The sequence below is a fragment of the Burkholderia torrens genome (genome assembly GCF_984668525.1).
In genome coordinates, this window is the sequence record NZ_OZ480211.1 from 2,238,910 (window position 1) to 2,257,411 (window position 18,502).

Here is an 18,502-nt window from a genome sequence, read left to right on the forward strand (position 1 = left end):
GACGCCGCCGCGACGGCGTCGCTAAGATGCGCGCACATCAGTCATTGGTTCGGAGCGGTCGATGCAGCGCGGCGTGATCTATGGAGTCCTGGCAGGCGCCCTGTGGGGCATGGTGTTCCTCGTTCCGCGGCTGCTGTCCGACTTCTCGCCGCTGCTGCTGAGCGCCGGCCGCTACGCGATGTACGGCCTCGTGTCGCTCGCGGCCGCGCTGCCGGCAGCCCGCTCGCTGCTCGCGCGGTTGACTCGCGAAGACCTCGTCGCGCTGGTTCGGCTCGCCGTCGTCGGCAACGTTGTGTACTACATGCTGCTGTCCGGCGCCGTCCACCTGATCGGCATCGCACCCAGCTCGCTGATCGTCGGCGTGCTGCCCGTGACCGTCACGCTCGCGGGCCTCGGCGATCACGGCGCCGTGCCGCTGCGGCGGCTCGCCGCGCCGCTCGCGCTGGTGATCGCAGGCATCACCTGCATCAACGTCGACCTGTTCACGTCCGAGGCCGCCCATGCGACGACGCTCGGCCAGAAACTCGCGGGCATCGCCTGCGCGGCCGGCGCGCTCGCGAGCTGGACCTGGTACGCGGTCGCGAACGCGCGCTACCTGCAGCGTCATCATCGTTTCGGCGGCAACGAGTGGTCGGTGCTGTGGGGTGTCGTGACGGGACTGATCGGCGGGCTCTGCTGGATCGCGATCCTCGCGCTGCCGGCGGGCACGGTGCAGGCGGCCGTCCCGGCGTCGCGCTGGCAGTTGTTCTGGCTGCTGAACCTGGTGCTCGCGATCGGCGCATCGTGGCTCGGCAACGGGCTGTGGAATGCCGCGTCGAAGCGCCTGCCGCTCACGCTGTCGGGGCAACTGATCGTGTTCGAAACCGTGTTCGCGATGCTGTACGCGTTCGTGTACGACCAGCGGATGCCGCACACGCTCGAGATCGCCGCGCTCGTGCTGCTGCTCGCCGGCGTGTACGGCTCGGTGCGGCAGCACGGCGACACGCCGGGCAGCGCGTCGCCAAACGCAAACGCCGCGGCACACTGAGCGCGCGCGGCGTTCGATCAGACGAATCGGGACGAAAAATGCGTCAGCGCGCGTCCTTGTGCATCCACTTGCGGCCCTCGATCGAGCCGGCACGGCGGGACTTGTCGACGCGTCGCTGGCGCGCCAGCTTCGGATCGACGATCAACGGGCGGTAGATCTCGACACGGTCGTGGTCGGCGAGCGGCGCGTCGAGCGGCGCGAGCTTGCCGTACACGCCCGTCTTCGCATGCGCGAGATCGATCTCCGGATGCAGCGCGAGCACGCCGCTCGCGTCGATCGCCGAGCGAACGGTCGCGCCTTCGGGCAGCGACAGCGGGATCAGCGTCTGGCGGTCCGGCAGCGCGTAGCAGACTTCGATCGACAGCATCGCGTCACCCCTTCCCGTAGCGCTGGTCCGCGCGCTTCACGAACGAATCGACGAACGTGTTCGCGATGTGGCTGAACACGGGCCCGATGATCTTCTCGAGCAGGATGCTCGAAAACTCGTAGTGCAGCGCGAATTCGATCTTGCACGCATCGGCACGCAGCGCAGTGAAACGCCACGCGCCCGTGAACTTCTTGAACGGGCCGTCCGTGAACTCCATGTCGATCCGCGTCGGGCGCTCCTGCGTATTGCGCGTCGCGAAATGCTGCTTGATGCCCTTGAAGTTGATATCGATGCGCGCTTCCATCCCGCTCTCGTCCTGACGGCGAATCTCGACACCGCCGCACCAGGGCAGGAAATTGGGGTAGTCGGCCACGTCGGTGACGAGGTCGAACATCTGTTCCGCCGAATGGCGGATCAATACGGTTTTCTGGACATCTGCCATAAATCGCGCGGCATCGCTGAAGGTGGAAACGCCAAGCCGGGCGATTCTCGCCCCGCTTTGCTAAAATCGTGATTTTAAACGAGTTGGCCCGATCCTTTCATGAGCATCATCGACAACAGGAAAGCGCACTTCGATTATCACATCGAGGAACGCTACGAGGCGGGGCTCGTGCTCGAGGGCTGGGAAGTCAAGGCGCTGCGCGCCGGGCGCGGCCAGATCAAGGAAGGCTACGTCGTGGTGAAGAACGCCGAGATCTTCCTGATCGGTACCCATATCAGCCCGCTGCCCGAAGCCTCGACGCACATCACGCCCGACCCGGTTCGCACGCGCAAGCTGCTGCTGCACCGTGAGGAAATCAAGAAACTGATCGGCAAGGTCGAGCAGCGTGGCTACACGCTCGTGCCGCTGAACTTCCACTACAAGGGCGGTCGCGTGAAATGCGACATCGCGCTCGCGAAGGGCAAGAAGCTGCACGACAAGCGCGAAACCGAGAAAAAGCGCGACTGGGAACGCGAAAAGGCCCGCATCATGCGCGCCGGCACCTGACGCGCAGCATGCCCATCGCAAACGACACGGCCCGCTCGAAGCGGGCCGTGTTGCTTTGGACTAAGTGATTTGTATTTGCCGGTTGCCCGGTTGCGCGACGATTCGCCGCATGCCGATCGCGCGCGGTGGCGATCGACGCACCGGATCCGCGCGGCTCAGCCCTTCGCGGGCGTCGATGCGTTCTTGACGATCGTCAGCGCCGACGAGATCGCGGTGCCGAGATCCGACAGGTTCGACGGCACGATCAGCGTGTTGCCCTGCTTCGCGAGATTCGAGAACGCCCCTACGTACTGCTCGGCGACCTTCAGGTTCACCGCATCCATCCCGCCCTGCGACTGGATCGCCTGAGCGATCTTCTGGATCGCCTGCGCGTTCGCCTCGGCCACCGCCAGGATCGCCGCGGCCTCGCCCTGCGCCTGGTTGATTGCAGCCTGCCGCTCGCCCTCGGACTTCTGGATCGCCGCTTCGCGCGCGCCCGACGCGAGGTTGATCTGCTCCTGCTTGCGGCCTTCCGATGCGGCGATCAGCGCGCGCTTCTCGCGCTCCGCGGTGATCTGCGCCTGCATCGCGTGCAGGATTTCCTTCGGCGGCGTCAGGTCCTTGATCTCGTAGCGCAGCACCTTCACGCCCCAGTTCGCCGCGGCCTGGTCGAGCGCCGACACGATGTTGTGGTTGATGAAATCGCGTTCCTCGAACGTCTTGTCGAGTTCGAGCTTGCCGACCACCGAGCGCAGCGTGGTTTGCGCGAGTTGCGTGATCGCGAGCACGAAGTTGCTCGACCCGTACGACGCCTTCATCGGATCGGTCACCTGGAAGTACAGCACGCCGTCGACCTGCAGCTGCGTGTTGTCGCGCGTGATACAGACCTGGCTCGGCACGTCGAGCGGGATTTCCTTCAGGATGTGCCGGTACGCGATGCGATCGACGAACGGCAGCACGATATTCAGGCCGGGCGACAGCGTCGCGTGATAGCGCCCGAAACGCTCGAGCACCCATGCATGCTGCTGCGGCACGATCTTCACCGTCTTCGACACGATCACGATCGCGATGACGAGCAGGACAACCCAGATGATCAGCGAATCCATGAAGTATTCCCTCCTTGTTGTATCAGCGGACGATCAGCCCGCGGGTTTCGCCACGACCACGAGACAATTGCCGCGCACGGCGCTCACCTGGTACACGTGCGCATCGTCGCGCTCGCCGTGCGCGAGCTCGACATCCCAGTCGGCGCCGCGATATTGCACACGCGCGCGGCCGTCGTGCCACGCGTCGACCGTGACGGTCGAGCCGATATCGAGATTGACGTCGGGATTCATCGACGTGTCGCGCTTCTGCTTGCGGCCGAGCCCCGACCGGCGCAGCACGATCATCGCGACGATCGCGACCGCGGCCGCCGCGCCGAACTGCACGTGCGGCGCGAAACCGGCCAGTTGCAGCAACCCGCCCGCGAGAAAGCCGAGCGCGATCATCAACAGATAGAACGTGCCCGTCAGCAACTCGGCGACGACCAGCACGCCCACCGCGACCCACCAGAACAGATGCCCCGACATCATTGTGGTCTCCAGAAAAACGTCCCCGATGCTCACTATATTCGTTGCGCTCGCCACTGTGCGAAGCGGTCGACGCGCCCAGGACGGCCCGGCGAGTACCGGCGAAAAAAAACACCCCGGTGCTTACCGGGGTGTTTATAGCACGAACCTTGCATTTTGCCTTCATTGAAGAAGCGGCGGCGCCGCTCCTTCGCCGAAAATACATGACCGACCGTTACTTCCGGTTGGCGGCAAGCGCCTGCCACGTATCGATGATCGTGTCCGGGTTCAGCGAAATCGACACGATGCCTTCGTCGGTCAGCCATTGCGCGAAGTCCGGGTGATCGGACGGGCCCTGGCCGCAGATACCGACGTACTTGCCCATCTTGCGGCAGGTATCGATCGCGCGCTTCAGCAGGAACTTGACGGCCGGATCGCGTTCGTCGAAGTCGACGGCCAGCAGCTCCATGCCCGAGTCGCGGTCGAGGCCGAGCGTGAGCTGCGTGAGGTCGTTCGAGCCGATCGAGAAGCCGTCGAAGTGTTCCAGGAACTCTTCGGCGAGGATCGCGTTGGTCGGGACTTCGCACATCATCACGAGGCGCAGGCCGTTTTCGCCGCGCTTCAGGCCGAACTTCTCGAGCAGACCGACGACACGCTCCGCCTGCTTCACGGTCCGCACGAACGGCACCATGATCTCGACGTTGGTCAGGCCCATCTCGTCACGCACGCGCTTCAGGGCACGGCATTCCATCTCGAACGCCTGCGCGAAGTCTTCAGCGATGTAGCGCGACGCGCCGCGGAAGCCCAGCATCGGGTTTTCCTCGTCCGGCTCGTAACGCGAACCGCCGATCAGCTTCTTGTACTCGTTCGACTTGAAGTCGGACAGACGCACGATCACGGGCTTCGGGTAGAACGCGGCGGCGATCGTCGCGACGCCTTCCGTCAGCTTGTCGACGTAGAACTGGCGCGGCGACGCGTGGCCGCGCGCAACGCTCTCGACCGCCTTCTTCAGGTCCTGGTCGATGTTCGGGTACTCGAGAATCGCCTTCGGGTGAACGCCGATGTTGTTGTTGATGATGAACTCGAGACGCGCGAGACCCACACCGCCGTTCGGCAGTTGCGAGAAGTCGAACGCGAGCTGCGGGTTACCGACGTTCATCATGATCTTGACGGGGATTTCCGGCAGTTCGCCGCGCTGCACTTCCGTGACTTCCGTCTCGAGCAGGCCGTCGTAGATCTTGCCTTCGTCGCCTTCCGCGCACGATACCGTGACGAGCGCGCCGTCCTTCAGGATGTCGGTCGCATCGCCGCAGCCGACGACTGCCGGCACGCCGAGCTCACGCGCGATGATCGCCGCGTGGCAGGTCCGGCCGCCACGGTTCGTGACGATCGCGGCCGCACGCTTCATCACCGGCTCCCAGTTCGGATCGGTCATGTCGGCCACCAGCACGTCGCCCGGCTGCACGCGTTCCATTTCCGACGGATCCTGGATCACGCGCACGGGGCCCGCGCCGATCTTCTGGCCGATCGCACGGCCCGTCGCCAGCACCTGCGATTGGCCCTTCAGCTTGAAGCGCTGCTCGGCCTTGCCGGTTGCCTGGCTCTTCACCGTTTCCGGACGCGCCTGCAGGATGAAGATCTTGCCGTCGCGGCCGTCCTTGCCCCACTCGATGTCCATCGGACGCTGGTAGTGCTTCTCGATGATGACCGCGTACTTCGCCAGCTCGATCACGTCTTCATCCGTGATCGAGTAGCGGTTGCGCTGCTCATGCGGCACGTCGACCGTCTTCACGCGGCCCGGCTCGCCCGGCTGCGTGAATTCCATCTTGATCAGCTTCGAGCCGATCGAGCGGCGGATGATCGGGTACTTGTCCTGTGCGAGCGTCGTCTTGAACACGTAGAACTCGTCCGGGTTCACGGCGCCCTGCACGACGGTTTCGCCCAGGCCGTAGCTCGACGTGATGAACACGGCGTCCTTGAAGCCCGATTCGGTGTCGATCGTGAACATCACGCCGGCGGCGCCGACGTCCGAGCGGACCATGCGCTGCACGCCGGCCGACAGCGCGACTTCGGCGTGCGTGAAGCCCTTGTGCACGCGGTACGAGATCGCGCGGTCGTTGTACAGCGACGCGAACACGTGCTTCATGCGGTCGAGCACGTCATCGATGCCGACGACGTTGAGGTACGACTCCTGCTGGCCGGCGAACGAAGCGTCGGGCAGGTCTTCCGCGGTCGCGGACGAACGCACGGCGAACGACAGTTCGGCCGGCGAGCCGTTCTTCAGCACTTCGAACTGCTCGCGGATTTCCTGCTCGAGACGTGCCTGCAGCGGCGCGTCGACGATCCACTTGCGGATTTCGGCACCGGCTTCGGCGAGCGCCTTCACGTCGTCGATGTCGAGGGACTCGAGACGCTTGGCGATACGATCGGTCAGGTCGTTGTGCTTGAGGAAATCGCGGAACGCGAGCGCGGTCGTGGCGAAACCGGTGGGTACGCGAACGCCTGCTTCGGAAAGCTGGCTGATCATCTCGCCGAGCGACGCATTCTTGCCGCCCACGATCTCCACATCGGTCATCCGCAACTGCTCGAACGGAATTACATACGCCTGGTCCTTTGCGACGTTTGCTGCGTTAGTCATACAAGCCCCTAAGTGTGAAAAAAATGCTCGATTGCGCAAGTGGGCTCGGACGCGGGCGCTTGCAAAAAGGCGCGGCGCGTCTTGCGCAACCTGTTAGATAAACACTCGCAGCGGCGAAAAATATTCCGATCCGATTTGCAAAAATCCCGGCAGAAGGGCGATATTTGCAGACGAATCGCCAAACTTGCCGGGAATTCTGGAATCGCGCGGCAAGCCACGGGGCGCCGTTCGCGCCCTGCCCCCGCAATTGCTTATCCAACAGGTTGCCGCTATTCTACCGTGCCGGCTGCCGGATGTGGCGCGACCTTGTCACTGCGGCTGGAGGCGAACCTCCAGCCGCCCGCGCAACCGCCCTTCACGCTCGACGCCCAGATTCATGCTGCCTACCGTATTCATCGTCTCCGACGGCACCGGGATCACTGCCGAAACCTTCGCGCATTCGATCCTCTCCCAGTTCGACCAGAAATTCCGTCTCGTGCGCGTGCCGTTCGTCGACTCGCTCGACAAGGCCTATGCGACCGTCGAGAAGATCAACGAGGCCGCCGTGCACGACGGCCGCCGCGCGATCGTGTTCACGACGCTCGTCGACAGCGAATCGAACGACATCGTCAAGCGCTCGAATGCGCTCGTGCTCGACATGTTCCAGCGCTTCGTCGAACCGCTCGAGCAGGAGCTGGAGCTGAAGTCGAGCCATGCGATGGGCCGCGGCCACCAGAACGCCGACACCGAGGAATACAAGACGCGGATCGAGGCGATCAACTTCTCGCTCGCGCACGACGACGGCCAGTCGAACCGCAACCTGTCGGAAGCCGACGTGATCCTCGTCGGCGTGTCGCGCAGCGGCAAGACGCCGACGAGCCTGTACCTCGCGATGCAGTACGGCGTGAAGGCGGCGAACTATCCGCTGATTCCGGAAGACTTCGAGCGCGGCAAGCTGCCGTCGGCACTGTCCGCGCACCGCGAGAAGCTGTTCGGGCTGTCGATCGACCCGCAGCGCCTGTCGGAGATCCGCAACGAGCGCAGGCCGGGCAGCAAGTACGCAGCGCCCGAGAACTGCCGCTACGAGATCAACGAGGCCGAGGCGATGATGCGCCGCGAAGGGATCAAGTGGCTGTCGTCGACGCACAAGTCGATCGAGGAAATCGCGACGACGATCCTGCAGGAAGTCCGTCTCGACCGGCAGTCGTACTAGGCACCGCCGCACGGGCGGCCGCCTGGCCGCCGCCGGAAACGAAAAGGCCGCGTCGATGGACGCGGCCTTTTTTCATCGCACGGGGTATGCGCGCGTGACACGTCACGCAGGCCGCTGCTGGCGCACCTGCTCGAACAGGCAGACCGCGGCAGCGGCCGCGACGTTCAGCGACTCCATCCCGCCCGGCTGCGGAATCGTCACGCGATGCGTGGCCGCGTCGCGCCAGAACGCCGACACGCCGGCGCCCTCGTTGCCGAATACCCAGGCCACCGGCCCCGACAGGTCGCAGTCGTAGACCGCCTGCGCGCCGTGCGAGTCGGTCAGCGCGACCGGTACGTCGAGCCGCTCCGCGAGCGCGGCGGCGTCGACATCTTCGTGGATCGACAGCAGGAAATGCGCACCCATGCCCGAGCGCAGCACCTTCGACGACCACGCGTACGCCGTTCCCGGCGCACAGAACACATGCCGCACGCCGGCCGCCGCCGCGCTGCGCAGGATCGAGCCGACGTTGCCGGCATCCTGCACGCCGTCGAGCACGACCGACGTGTGCGTCACGCGAGTCGGCAGCGGTTGCTCAGGCCGGTCGACGAGCAGCAGGAAGCCGACGCCGTTGACGACATTCGACAACTGCCCGAACAGCGCGTCTGGCAGCGTGACGATCCGCTGCGCATCGACGCGCGCGACGATCGCCTGCGCTTCGGCGTGGCCGAGCGCGCCTTCGGTTGCGACGCACAGCTCGGGCGTCGCGCCCGTATCGAGATACGCGCTCGCGAGATGGAATCCTTCGAGCAGCGCCTGGCCGCTGCGGCGCTGCTGGGGCGTCGAGCCCGCGAGCGCCTTCAGGCGCTTGTACAGCGGGTTGTCGCGGGAAGTAATGCTTTTCATCGAATCAGGTCGAGTGCCGCACGCACCGGTGCGAACGAGCGCCGATGCGCTTCACAGGGGCCGTGCTCACGCAGTGCGGCAAGGTGTTTCGCGGTGCCGTAGCCCGCATGCACGTTGAAGCCATACACCGGAAAGCGTGCGTGCAGGTCGACGAGCATGCGGTCGCGCGTGACCTTCGCGAGGATCGACGCGGCCGAGATGCTCGGCACCAGCGCGTCGCCGCTGACGATCGCCTCGGCACGCACGGTCAGCGTCGGGCAGCGGTTGCCGTCGATCTGCGCGAGCGTCGGCAGGACCGACAGGCCCTCGACGGCCCGCTTCATCGCGAGCATCGTCGCGTGGAGGATGTTCAGCGTGTCGATCTCGTCGACGCTTGCCGACGCAACGCAATACGCAACCGACCGCGCGACGATCAGGTCGTACAGCGCGTCGCGCTTCTTCGCGGACAGCGCCTTCGAATCGTCGAGCCCGTCGATCGGCTGCGCCGGATCGAGAATCACCGCGGCGGCCACCACCGGCCCCGCGAGCGGGCCGCGTCCGGCTTCGTCGACGCCGCAGACGATCTCGTCGGGACGGCTGAAGTCGAAACCGCCCTGCTCGTCGCCCGACGCGCGGCGGCGTGATGCACGTACCGCGGTCATGCGCGCCCCTTGCGATGTTCGAGCACGCGCACGACGGCTTCGGCCGCCTTCGCGGCCGTATTCTGCCGCAACGAAAGATGCATTTCGGTAAACACTTCGGTCAGCGTGCGGCGGTTCGCGTCGTCGCGCAGCTGCGTGAGCGTCGCATCGGCGAGCGCCTCGGGCGTCGCGAAATGCTGCAGCAGCTCGGGCACGACGAAGCGCCCCGCCAGGATGTTCGGCAAGCCGACGTACGGCAGGTAGCCCTGCCGGCGCATGATCTGCCCGGTCAGCCAGGGCACCTTGTACGAGATCACCATCGGCTTCTTCAGCAGCGCGGCTTCCAGCGTGACGGTGCCGCTCTTCACGAGGATCGCGTCGGCAGCCGTCATCGCGACCTGCGACCGGCCGTCGGTGATCGTCAGCGCGAGCTGCGGATGCGCATCGACGAGCGGCTGCAGCAGTTCGCGCAGTGCGGGCGTCGCCGCCGGCATCACGAACCGCACGCCGGGCTCGCGCTGCTGCATCAGCGCCATCGCCGCGAAGAACGTCGGGCCGATCAGCGCGATCTCCGAGCGCCGGCTGCCCGGCAGCACCGCGATCACGGGGCCGTCGGCGGGCAGGCCCAGCGCGATGCGCGCGCCGTGCGTGTCGGGTTCGAGCGGAATCTCGTCGGCCAGCGGATGGCCGACATACGTCGACGCAACGCCTGCCTTGTCGAGAATCGCCGGTTCGAACGGGAACAGGCACAGCATGTGATCGACGGACTTCGCGATCTTCTTGATCCGGCCGCCGCGCCACGCCCAGATCGACGGGCACACGAAGTGGATCGACGGGATGCCCGCGTCGCGCGCAGCCTGTTCCACGTTGAAGTTGAAGTCGGGCGCGTCGACGCCGATGAACGCATCCGGCCGCTCGGCGAGCAGCTGGCGCTTCAGTTCGCCGCGAATCCGCAGGATCTCGGGAATCTGGCCGAGCGCCTCGACGTAGCCGCGCACGGTCAGCTTGTCCATCTGCCAGTGCGAGTCGAAGCCCTGCGCGATCATCCGCTGCCCGCCGATCCCGTAATACTGGGCCGATTCGGGCAGCCGCTCGCGCAGGCCGCCGAGCAGCGACGCCCCGAGCAGGTCGCCCGACGGCTCGCCGGCCACCATCGCGAGCCGGAGCTGATTGGTCGGAAGCGGCATCGCTTAGCGGATGATGCCGCGTTGCGACGCGTCGATGAAATCGACGAGCGCCTTCACCGGCGCATCGCCGTCGCCGCCCGCCTCCGCCAGCTCGCGCAGCTGCACCTTCGCTTCCTCGAACGACAGGCCGTTCTTGTAGAGCACGCGGTACGCGCTGCGCAGCGCCGAGATCGCATCGGCCGAGAAGCCGCGCCGGCGCAGCCCTTCGACGTTGATCCCGTGCGGTTCGGCCTTGTTGCCGGCCGCGATCACGAACGGCGGGATGTCCTGCACGAGCGCCGACGCGCCGCCCAGCATCGAGTGCGCGCCGATGCGCACGAACTGGTGGACGCCCGACATGCCGCCGACGATCGCCCAGTCGCCGATTTCGACGTGGCCGGCCATCTGCGCGTTGCTCGACAGGATCACGTGGTTGCCGACGCGGCAGTCATGGCCGATGTGCACGTAGGCCATGATCCAGTTGTCGTCGCCGAGCGTCGTCACGCCGATGTCCTGCACGGTGCCCGTGTGGATCGTCGTGAATTCGCGGATCGTGTTGCGGTTGCCGATCACGAGCTTCGTCGGCTCGTCCTTGTACTTCATGTCCTGCGGACGGCCGCCGACCGACGCGTAATGGCCGATGCGGTTGTCTTCGCCGAGCGTCGTATGGCCTTCGATCACGCTGTGCGAGCCGATCGTCGTGCGCGCGCCGATCGTGACGTGCGGGCCGACGATCGCGTACGGGCCGATCTCGACCGATTCGTCGATCTGCGCGCCCGGCTCGACAATCGCGGTGGGATGAATCCTGGTCATGCGCCGTTGCCTCTCGATGTGATGTGTCGCGTTGCGTTGCCCATGCGTGCCGCGTCGCTCAGGGCGCCGCGTCGGCCGTCTTGACCGTGCACATCAGTTCGGCTTCCGCCGCCACCTTGCCGTCCACTTCCGCCACCGCCTTGAACTTCCAGATGCCGCGGATATAGCGTTCGAACGTCACGTTCAGAATCAGTTGATCGCCCGGCTCGACCACGCGCTTGAAGCGCGCCCCGTCGATGCCGACGAAGTAGTACAGCGTGTTCTCCGGATCCTTCGGCTGCTCTTCCGCGAAGGTCAGCAGTGCGGCAGCCTGCGCGAGCGCCTCGAGGATCAGCACGCCCGGCATCACCGGCCGCTTCGGGAAATGCCCCTGGAAGAACGGCTCGTTGATCGACACGTTCTTCAGCGCTTTGATGCCTTTGTGCGGTTCGAGTTCGAGCACGCGGTCGACGAGCAGAATCGGGTAGCGATGCGGCAGCAGCGTGAGGATCTTGTGGATGTCGAGATTGATTTTTTCAGTGCTCATGATGGTTCGTCTCACGCAGATGCTGCGCGGTGGTGATGCAAAGGCTGAAGCGGGCCGCCGCGCGGCCCTGTCTGGCAAACCGGGCCGGTTGCGCTGGCCGTGCCCGGTTCGTGGTCTCGCATGATGCGCTCAGGCGTCCGTGCCGCCCTGGGCGGCGAGCGCGGCTTCGAGCGCCTTGATGCGCTCGCGCAGCTTGTCGAGGTTGCGCACGAGCGCAGCGCTCTTGTTCCATTCGCCGTGGTCGACGGCCGGGAACGCGCTGGTATAGATGCCGGCCTTCGGCAGCGACTTCGATACGCCCGACTTCGCGGTGATGATGACATAGTCGCCGAGCGTCACGTGGCCGGCGATCCCGGCCGCGCCGCCGATCATGCAGTGGCGGCCGATCGTCGTGCTGCCCGCGATGCCCGCGCTGCCGGCGATCACCGTATAGGCACCGATCCGGCAGTTGTGGCCGATCTGGACCTGGTTGTCGATCTTCACGCATTCCTCGATGACGGTATCCGCCATCGCGCCGCGATCGATCGTCGTGTTCGCGCCAATCTCGACGTCCGGGCCGATCGTCACGCCGCCGACCTGCGGGATCTTGACCCAGCTGCCGGTACGCGCATCGCCGTCGCCGACGAAATCCGGCGCAAAGCCGAAGCCGTCGGAGCCGATCACGGCGCCCGCATGGACGATCGCGCGCGGGCCGATCTTGCAGCCGTGGTACACCGATGCGTTCGGATAGAAGTGCGAGCCGGCGCCGATCGTCGTGCCGCGGCCGACGAACACGTTCGCGTCGAGCTGCACGCCGTCCTCGATCACCGCGCCGGCCTCGACCGTCACGTGCGGGCCGATCACCGCGCTCGCGGCGACCTTCGCGGCCGGATCGATCGTCGCGCTCGGATGCACGCCGGCGGCGCGCTGCGGCGTGGCCAGGTCGATGAACATCTGCGCGACGCGCGCGAAGTACGCGTACGGATTCGGCGTCACAATGAAATTGCGGCCAGTAGCGGCCGCGCCCAGCTTTTCGAGATCCTTCGGCGCGATCAGCACCGCGCCGGCGCGGGTCGTCTCGACCTGCGACAGGTACTTCGGATTCGCGAGGAACGCGAGTTGCTGAGGGCCTGCCTGGTCGAGCGGTGCGAGCCCGCCCACCTTGCACTGTGCGTCGCCGGCGATCTCGCCGCCGAACCGCTTTACGAGTTCCTCAAGCGTCAATGCCATTCGTCGTCTGCTCCGTTCAGTTCGTCGAGCCGGACGCGAGCGCCTTGAGCACCTTGTCGGTGATGTCGATGCGCGGGCTGACGTACACGGCTTCCTGCACGATCAGGTCGTAATTCTGCTGCTCGGCGATCTGCTTGATGACCTTGTTCGCCCGCTCCAGCACGGCCGCCAGTTCCTCGTTGCGACGCTGGTTCAGGTCTTCGCGGAACTCGCGCTGCTTGCGCTGGAAGTCGGTATCGAGCTGGGCGAGATCGCGCTGCTTCTGCGCACGATCGGCCGCCGACAACGACGTGCCGTTCTTGTCCAGCGAATCGGACATCGACTTCAGGCGCGCGGCCAGGTCCTGCAGATCCTTGTCACGCTTCGCGAACTCGGCTTCGAGCTTCGTCTGCGCCGCCTTCGCGGGCGCCGACTCACGCAGGATCCGATCCGAATTGACCGCCGCGATGCGGGCGACGTCCTGTGCGTGTGCCGTCGCCGCGCCCAGGGCCAGCGCAACGGTCAGCGCGCACATCACTCGTTTCGAAAACTTACCGGTTAGCAAAATTACCCTCTCGTTGCTGTTGTCATGCGTTCGGTCAGAACGCCGTCCCGATCTGGAACTGGAATTTCTGGTACTGGTCGCCTTCGTGCTTCTGCAGCGGGAAGCCGAGGCTCAGCTTCAGCGGGCCGATCGGCGAGATCCACGCGAGACCCACACCGTAGCCGTAACGCAGGCCGTTCGCGCCCGTACTCGTGCCGCCCGGCGCGTTGCCCCACACGTTACCGCCGTCAAGGAACGTGAACACGCGCAGCGTGCGGTCGTAGCCCGTGCCCGGCAGCGGGAACGTCAGTTCGATGTTGCCGACGACCATCTTCGAACCGCCGATCGGGTCGTTCGTCTTCGTGTCGCGCGGGCCCAGCGAGCTCGGCTCGTAGCCACGCACGGAGCCGATACCGCCCGCGTAGTAGTTCTTGAAGATCGGGTACGGGTTGCCGATGCCGTTACCGTAGCCGCCTTGCAGGTTCAGGCCCAGGATGAAGCCGCGCGAGAACGAATAGTAGTACTGCGCCTGCAGATCGGCCTTGTAGTACTGGATCTTGCCGACCGGCACGCCGTACTCCATGTTCGCCTGCGTGAAGTAGCCGCGGCTCGGAATCAGCGCGCTGTCACGCGCGTCGCGCGACCAGGCCACCGTCAGCGGCACCGTGTTCGACACGCGGCCGAACTGGTTCACGTAATCCTGGTAGCTCTGCGGCGTGTTCGAATCGACGTCGAGGCGGTTCTGCTCGAAGCCCGCGCCGAAGTAGACGGTGTCGACTTCCGAGAACGGAATGCCGAACTTCAGGTTGCCGCCCGCGCTGATGATCCGGAAGCTCGAGCTCGTCGAATAGTAGAGCGGCTGGTACGTGCGGTAGAAGACGTCCGTGATCCGCTTGATGCCGTCGACCGTGAAGTACGGGTCGACCTGCGTGACGGTCAGCGTACGGTAGCTCTTCGCGGTGTTGACGTTCACCGACAGGCTGGTACCCGAACCGAACACGTTGTCCTGCGACACGCCGGCCGACAGCACGACCTTGTCCGTCGACGAGAAGCCCGCGCCCAGCGTGATCGCGCCGGTCGGCTTTTCGTCGACCTTCACGTTCACGTCGACCTGGTCGTTCGTGCCTTCCACCGGTATCGTCGTCACGTCGACGTTGGTGAAGTAGCCGAGACGGTTCACGCGATCCTTCGACAGCGCGAGGCGGTTCGAGTCGAACCACGAGCTTTCGAGCTGGCGCATCTCGCGGCGCACCACTTCGTCGCGCGTGCGCGTGTTGCCGACGACGTTGATGCGGCGCACATACACACGGCGGCTCGGATCGACGACGAGGTTCAGGTTCACCTTGTGGTTCGCCTGGTCGATGTCCGGCTGCGCGTTGACGGTCGCGAACGCGTAACCGTATTCACCGAGCTTGTCGACGATCGACTTGGTGGTCTGCTGCAGCTTTTCGGCCGAGAAACGATCGCCCGGCTTGATCTTGATCAGCTTGTTGAGTTCGGCTTCGCGATCGAGCAGGTTGCCCGACAGCTTGATGCCCGACACCGTGTACGGCTCGCCTTCGTGCAGCGTGACCGTCAGGTACATGTCCTTCTTGTCGGGCGAGATCGACACCTGGGTCGACTCGATGTTGAACTCGAGGTAGCCGCGGTTCAGGTAGTACGAGCGCACGGCCTCGAGGTCGCCCGTGAGCTTTTCCTTCGAGTACAGGTCGTTCTTCGTGTACCAGGAGAACCAGTTCGGCGTCGACAGCTGCATCTCGTCGCGCAGCGTGCTGGTGCTGAACGCCTTGTTGCCGATGAAGTTGATCTGGCGGATCTTCGCGCTCGGGCCTTCGGCCACCGCGAACAGGATCGACACGCGGTTCGCGTCGACCGGCGTGATCGTCGTCTTGACTTCGGCCGCATAGAAGCCGCGCGTCAGGTACTGGCGCTTGAGCTCCTGCTCCGCTTTGTCGACGAGCGCCTTGTCGTAATAGCGGCCGTCGGCGAGGCCGACGGCGCGCAGCGCCTTCGTCAGGTTGTCCTTGTCGAATTCCTTCGTGCCGGTGAAGTCGATCGACGCGATGGCCGGACGCTCCTGCACCTGCACGATGACGACGTTGCCTTGCGTGGCAACGCGCACGTCGTTGAAGAAGCCCGTCGCGTACAGCGCGCGGATTGCTTCGGATGCCTTGTCGTCCGTGAAGGTATCGCCCTGCTTGATCGGCAGATAGGCGAATACCGAACCCGCTTCGACGCGCTGCAGCCCCTCGATCTTGATGTCTTGCACCACGAACGGTGCCGCTGCATGCGCCGCGAGGCCGTGCGCGGCGAGCGCGGCCGCTGCAACTGTCTTAGGTACAAAGCGATGAGGTTTGAACAACATGCATCCCCAATATTTAGCTGCATCAAATCGGGCGACTGCCGAGCGGCGGCCGCCTGACGCTTCAGAAATGGATTAACCGAGCCAGATCGTTGAACAGCGCGATCGCCGACAATGCGACGATGCAGATCAACCCGGCTCTTTGCAGAATCAGCTGCCAGCGCTCCGAGACGGCTTTCCCGGTCGCGGCTTCAACCGCATAATATAACAGATGCCCCCCGTCCAAAACGGGAATCGGCAACAAGTTCAGGACGCCAAGGCTAATGCTGACAAGGGCGAGGAACGACAGGAACGCCGACGGACCGAGCCGCGCGCTCTTGCCCGCGTAGTCGGCGATCGTCACCGGGCCGGACAGGTTCTTCAGCGACGCGTTGCCCGTGATCATCCGCCCGAACATCTTCAGCGAATACACGGAGATGTCCCACGTGCGGTGCGCGCCGAGCCGCAGGCTCTCGATCGGCCCGTAGCGCACGTCCACGGACGGCGCGTGCATCGACAGCGCCGCGCCGATCCGGCCGACCTGCTGCCCCGATTCGTCGTCGCGCTGCATCTGCGGCACGATCGATACCGTCTGCGCGGCACCGTTGCGCTCGATCTGCAGGTCGAGCGCCTGCCCGGCATGGTGCTTCACCGAATCGATGAAACGCGTCGCGCCGCCGATCGGCTTGCCGTCGAGCGCCAGCAGCTTGTCGCCGGCCTTCAGGCCCGCCTGCTCGGCCGCGCTGCTCGGCTGCACGGATGCGACCGACAGCGTGCCGCCGCCTGTCTCGAAGCCCAGATGGGCCATGAAATCGTCGTCGAGCTGACTTTCGGGAACATTGCGGAGATCGACGCGGAAGTCGAACGTCGCGTTGCCGTCGCGGGCGCCGAGCACGATCTCGCGGTGATCGAACGCGGCCGACAGCAGCTTCCAGCGCAGGTCCGACCACGACCGCACGGGCTCGGACTCGCCGCCCTGCGCGTTGCGGATCGACACGATCGTCTCGTTGCCGTCGAAGCCCGCGCGGGCCGCGACCGTCCCGGCGGCCGGCGGCGCGACGATCGCGGTCGGCTCGGTCACGCCGGTGGCAAACACGATCGAGAACAGTGCGATTGCCAACAGGAAGTTCGCAATCGGCCCGGCCGCGACAATCGCGATCCGTTTGTAGACGGACTGCCGGTTGAACGCCTGCCCGAGCTCCTCGGGCCGGATGCCGGGGCCCGGATCGCGCTCGTCGAGCATCTTCACGTAGCCGCCGAGCGGCAGCGCGGAGAGCGTCCACTCGGTGCCCGTCCGGCGGCTGACCCAGCGCGCGACGGGCTGACCGAAGCCGATCGAGAAACGCAACACCTTCACGCCGCACCAGCGCGCGACGCGATAGTGCCCGTACTCATGCACGACGACCAGTACCCCGATCGCCACCGCAAACGCGACCAGTTCGACCAGCACGTTCATGAGCACCCCATTCAGACAGTACGCTCCACGCGTGGCGCAGGCGCTTTCGCAATGATCTCGGCGGCAAGGCGGCGTGCCTCGGCATCCGCCGCCAGGACGTCGTCGAGCCCGTCGGGCGCGCGGTTCGGCAGCGCGTTGAGCACCGCGTCGACCGTCGCCGCGATCGCCATGAAGCCGATCCGGCGCTCGAGAAAGGCTTCGACCGCCACTTCGTTCGCCGCGTTCAATGCGGCGCTCGCGATACCGCCTTCCTCGAGCGCCTTCAGCGCGAGCGCGAGGCACGGGAAGCGCGCGTAATCGGGCTTCTCGAACGACAGCTGCGCGATCTGCGCGAGGTCGAGCTGATCGACGCCGGCGTCGACACGCTCGGGAAACGCGAGCGCATGCGCGATCGGCGTGCGCATATCGGGATTGCCGAGCTGCGCGAGCACCGAGCCGTCACGGTACGACACGAGCGAATGGATCACGCTCTGCGGATGGATCAGCACGTCGATGCGGTCGCCCGGCAGCCCGAAGATCCAGTGCGCCTCGATCACCTCGAGGCCCTTGTTCATCATCGTCGCGGAATCGACCGAGATCTTGCGGCCCATCACCCAGTTCGGGTGCTTGCACGCCTCGTCCGGCGTCACGTCGGCGAGCGTGGCCGGTTCGCGCGTGCGGAACGGGCCGCCCGACGCGGTGAGGATGATCTTCGAGATCCCGCCGTGCTCGGCCGCGTCGCGCGGCATGCACTGGAAGATCGCGTTGTGTTCGCTGTCGACCGGCAGCAGGATCGCGCCGTGGTCGCGCACGGCGTCCATGAAGATCGCACCCGACATCACGAGCGCTTCCTTGTTCGCGAGCAGGATCCGCTTGCCGGCGCGCGCAGCCGCGAGGCTCGGCGCAAGGCCGGCCGCACCGACGATCGCCGCGACCACCGTATCGCAGCCGTCGCTCTTCGACACGTCGACGAGCGCCTGCGGGCCGTACAGCACGGTCGTCTTGCTGCCCGCCGCGCGCAGCTTCGCCTCGACGTGCGCGGCCGTCGCGGCATCGCCGACCACCGCCACTTCGGGCGCGAAGCGCAGACACTGCTCGACGAGCTTGTCGCCGTTGCGGTGCGCGGTCAGCGCGTAGACCGAGAAGCGCTCGGGATGGCGCGCGACCACGTCGAGCGTGCTGTCTCCGATCGAGCCCGTGGAACCGAGCAATGTCAGACGTTTTTGCATAGCAGAATTAATGG

Annotated in this window: 18 protein-coding genes; 3 read left to right on the top strand and 15 right to left on the bottom strand. The window is 65.7% G+C overall.

What is annotated here, in order from left to right; translation table 11 throughout:
• Nucleotides 1-61 precede the first annotated feature (61 nt).
• Nucleotides 62-1,027 (top strand): DMT family transporter, encoded by a 966-nt coding sequence (locus tag AC5LXX_RS10305; protein WP_493409416.1) that lies wholly within the window; start codon nucleotides 62-64, stop codon nucleotides 1,025-1,027.
• A 43-nt stretch (nucleotides 1,028-1,070) separates the two neighbouring features.
• On the opposite strand, the gene AC5LXX_RS10310 is transcribed toward AC5LXX_RS10305, so the two are convergent.
• Together AC5LXX_RS10310 and AC5LXX_RS10315 are read right to left on the bottom strand one after the other, a co-directional pair.
• The gene (locus tag AC5LXX_RS10310; protein WP_282505395.1) at nucleotides 1,071-1,394 is read right to left on the bottom strand and encodes an RnfH family protein; all 324 of its coding nucleotides are present in this window, start codon (nucleotides 1,392-1,394) and stop codon (nucleotides 1,071-1,073) included.
• A 4-nt stretch (nucleotides 1,395-1,398) separates the two neighbouring features.
• Entirely contained in the window at nucleotides 1,399-1,836 is a 438-nt protein-coding gene (locus tag AC5LXX_RS10315; protein WP_493409417.1) for a type II toxin-antitoxin system RatA family toxin, read from the bottom strand.
• Between the two features lie 99 nt (nucleotides 1,837-1,935).
• On the opposite strand from AC5LXX_RS10315, the gene smpB reads away from it, so the two are divergent.
• Nucleotides 1,936-2,382, top strand: coding sequence for an SsrA-binding protein SmpB (smpB, locus tag AC5LXX_RS10320; RefSeq protein WP_006758548.1), 447 nt, complete (start codon nucleotides 1,936-1,938; stop codon nucleotides 2,380-2,382).
• Between the two features lie 155 nt (nucleotides 2,383-2,537).
• On the opposite strand, the gene AC5LXX_RS10325 is transcribed toward smpB, so the two are convergent.
• From AC5LXX_RS10325 to ppsA, 3 genes are all read right to left on the bottom strand, one after another.
• Nucleotides 2,538-3,467 (bottom strand): SPFH domain-containing protein, encoded by a 930-nt coding sequence (locus AC5LXX_RS10325; protein WP_493409418.1) that lies wholly within the window; start codon nucleotides 3,465-3,467, stop codon nucleotides 2,538-2,540.
• Between the two features lie 33 nt (nucleotides 3,468-3,500).
• A complete protein-coding gene (locus AC5LXX_RS10330) occupies nucleotides 3,501-3,935 on the bottom strand; it encodes an NfeD family protein (protein WP_493409419.1) in 435 nt (144 codons plus the stop codon).
• Between the two features lie 211 nt (nucleotides 3,936-4,146).
• Entirely contained in the window at nucleotides 4,147-6,549 is a 2,403-nt protein-coding gene (gene ppsA / locus AC5LXX_RS10335) for a phosphoenolpyruvate synthase (protein WP_124450558.1), read from the bottom strand.
• Nucleotides 6,550-6,925: 376 nt separating this feature from the next.
• On the opposite strand from ppsA, the gene ppsR reads away from it, so the two are divergent.
• Nucleotides 6,926-7,741, top strand: coding sequence for a posphoenolpyruvate synthetase regulatory kinase/phosphorylase PpsR (ppsR, locus tag AC5LXX_RS10340; RefSeq protein ID WP_124450560.1), 816 nt, complete (start codon nucleotides 6,926-6,928; stop codon nucleotides 7,739-7,741).
• A 102-nt stretch (nucleotides 7,742-7,843) separates the two neighbouring features.
• Here ppsR and AC5LXX_RS10345 read toward each other — a convergent pair whose 3' ends face one another.
• The 10 genes from AC5LXX_RS10345 to AC5LXX_RS10390 form a co-directional block, all read right to left on the bottom strand.
• Complete coding sequence (locus AC5LXX_RS10345; RefSeq protein WP_493409420.1) at nucleotides 7,844-8,626, bottom strand: TrmH family RNA methyltransferase; 783 nt, start codon at nucleotides 8,624-8,626, stop codon at nucleotides 7,844-7,846.
• Nucleotides 8,623-9,267 carry a ribonuclease HII gene (rnhB, locus tag AC5LXX_RS10350; RefSeq protein ID WP_124450564.1) on the bottom strand — a complete coding sequence of 215 codons (645 nt, stop codon included), beginning with the start codon at nucleotides 9,265-9,267 and terminating at the stop codon, nucleotides 8,623-8,625. The genes AC5LXX_RS10345 and rnhB overlap by 4 nt, the downstream gene beginning before the upstream one ends.
• Entirely contained in the window at nucleotides 9,264-10,433 is a 1,170-nt protein-coding gene (gene lpxB, locus AC5LXX_RS10355) for a lipid-A-disaccharide synthase (protein WP_124450566.1), read from the bottom strand. The genes rnhB and lpxB overlap by 4 nt, the downstream gene beginning before the upstream one ends.
• Before the next feature lie 3 nt (nucleotides 10,434-10,436).
• On the bottom strand, nucleotides 10,437-11,225 hold the full coding sequence (lpxA, locus tag AC5LXX_RS10360; protein ID WP_124450568.1) for an acyl-ACP--UDP-N-acetylglucosamine O-acyltransferase: 789 nt from the start codon (nucleotides 11,223-11,225) through the stop codon (nucleotides 10,437-10,439).
• A gap of 58 nt (nucleotides 11,226-11,283) precedes the next feature.
• Nucleotides 11,284-11,751: a 3-hydroxyacyl-ACP dehydratase FabZ gene (fabZ, locus tag AC5LXX_RS10365; RefSeq protein WP_006495559.1), complete on the bottom strand. Its 468-nt coding sequence runs from the start codon at nucleotides 11,749-11,751 to the stop codon at nucleotides 11,284-11,286.
• A 129-nt stretch (nucleotides 11,752-11,880) separates the two neighbouring features.
• Entirely contained in the window at nucleotides 11,881-12,960 is a 1,080-nt protein-coding gene (gene lpxD / locus AC5LXX_RS10370; protein ID WP_493409421.1) for a UDP-3-O-(3-hydroxymyristoyl)glucosamine N-acyltransferase, read from the bottom strand.
• A 16-nt stretch (nucleotides 12,961-12,976) separates the two neighbouring features.
• Nucleotides 12,977-13,474 (bottom strand): OmpH/Skp family outer membrane protein, encoded by a 498-nt coding sequence (locus AC5LXX_RS10375; RefSeq protein WP_185658144.1) that lies wholly within the window; start codon nucleotides 13,472-13,474, stop codon nucleotides 12,977-12,979.
• Nucleotides 13,475-13,538: 64 nt separating this feature from the next.
• The gene (gene bamA / locus AC5LXX_RS10380; RefSeq protein WP_493409422.1) at nucleotides 13,539-15,848 is read right to left on the bottom strand and encodes an outer membrane protein assembly factor BamA; all 2,310 of its coding nucleotides are present in this window, start codon (nucleotides 15,846-15,848) and stop codon (nucleotides 13,539-13,541) included.
• Between the two features lie 61 nt (nucleotides 15,849-15,909).
• On the bottom strand, nucleotides 15,910-17,280 hold the full coding sequence (rseP, locus tag AC5LXX_RS10385; RefSeq protein WP_493409423.1) for an RIP metalloprotease RseP: 1,371 nt from the start codon (nucleotides 17,278-17,280) through the stop codon (nucleotides 15,910-15,912).
• A gap of 11 nt (nucleotides 17,281-17,291) precedes the next feature.
• Nucleotides 17,292-18,488 (bottom strand): 1-deoxy-D-xylulose-5-phosphate reductoisomerase, encoded by a 1,197-nt coding sequence (locus AC5LXX_RS10390; protein ID WP_493409424.1) that lies wholly within the window; start codon nucleotides 18,486-18,488, stop codon nucleotides 17,292-17,294.
• Nucleotides 18,489-18,502 lie beyond the last annotated feature (14 nt).

What these genes read in the sequence shown, in the direction of transcription:
- AC5LXX_RS10305 (WP_493409416.1), top strand. Translation starts at nt 62, where the DNA reads ATGCAGCGCGGCGTGATCTATGGAGTCCTGGCAGGCGCCCTGTGGGGC.
- AC5LXX_RS10310 (WP_282505395.1), bottom strand. Translation starts at nt 1,394, where the DNA reads ATGCTGTCGATCGAAGTCTGCTACGCGCTGCCGGACCGCCAGACGCTG.
- AC5LXX_RS10315 (WP_493409417.1), bottom strand. Translation starts at nt 1,836, where the DNA reads ATGGCAGATGTCCAGAAAACCGTATTGATCCGCCATTCGGCGGAACAG.
- smpB (WP_006758548.1), top strand. Translation starts at nt 1,936, where the DNA reads ATGAGCATCATCGACAACAGGAAAGCGCACTTCGATTATCACATCGAG.
- AC5LXX_RS10325 (WP_493409418.1), bottom strand. Translation starts at nt 3,467, where the DNA reads ATGGATTCGCTGATCATCTGGGTTGTCCTGCTCGTCATCGCGATCGTG.
- AC5LXX_RS10330 (WP_493409419.1), bottom strand. Translation starts at nt 3,935, where the DNA reads ATGATGTCGGGGCATCTGTTCTGGTGGGTCGCGGTGGGCGTGCTGGTC.
- ppsA (WP_124450558.1), bottom strand. Translation starts at nt 6,549, where the DNA reads ATGACTAACGCAGCAAACGTCGCAAAGGACCAGGCGTATGTAATTCCG.
- ppsR (WP_124450560.1), top strand. Translation starts at nt 6,926, where the DNA reads ATGCTGCCTACCGTATTCATCGTCTCCGACGGCACCGGGATCACTGCC.
- AC5LXX_RS10345 (WP_493409420.1), bottom strand. Translation starts at nt 8,626, where the DNA reads ATGAAAAGCATTACTTCCCGCGACAACCCGCTGTACAAGCGCCTGAAG.
- rnhB (WP_124450564.1), bottom strand. Translation starts at nt 9,267, where the DNA reads ATGACCGCGGTACGTGCATCACGCCGCCGCGCGTCGGGCGACGAGCAG.
- lpxB (WP_124450566.1), bottom strand. Translation starts at nt 10,433, where the DNA reads ATGCCGCTTCCGACCAATCAGCTCCGGCTCGCGATGGTGGCCGGCGAG.
- lpxA (WP_124450568.1), bottom strand. Translation starts at nt 11,225, where the DNA reads ATGACCAGGATTCATCCCACCGCGATTGTCGAGCCGGGCGCGCAGATC.
- fabZ (WP_006495559.1), bottom strand. Translation starts at nt 11,751, where the DNA reads ATGAGCACTGAAAAAATCAATCTCGACATCCACAAGATCCTCACGCTG.
- lpxD (WP_493409421.1), bottom strand. Translation starts at nt 12,960, where the DNA reads ATGGCATTGACGCTTGAGGAACTCGTAAAGCGGTTCGGCGGCGAGATC.
- AC5LXX_RS10375 (WP_185658144.1), bottom strand. Translation starts at nt 13,474, where the DNA reads ATGTGCGCGCTGACCGTTGCGCTGGCCCTGGGCGCGGCGACGGCACAC.
- bamA (WP_493409422.1), bottom strand. Translation starts at nt 15,848, where the DNA reads ATGTTGTTCAAACCTCATCGCTTTGTACCTAAGACAGTTGCAGCGGCC.
- rseP (WP_493409423.1), bottom strand. Translation starts at nt 17,280, where the DNA reads ATGAACGTGCTGGTCGAACTGGTCGCGTTTGCGGTGGCGATCGGGGTA.
- AC5LXX_RS10390 (WP_493409424.1), bottom strand. Translation starts at nt 18,488, where the DNA reads ATGCAAAAACGTCTGACATTGCTCGGTTCCACGGGCTCGATCGGAGAC.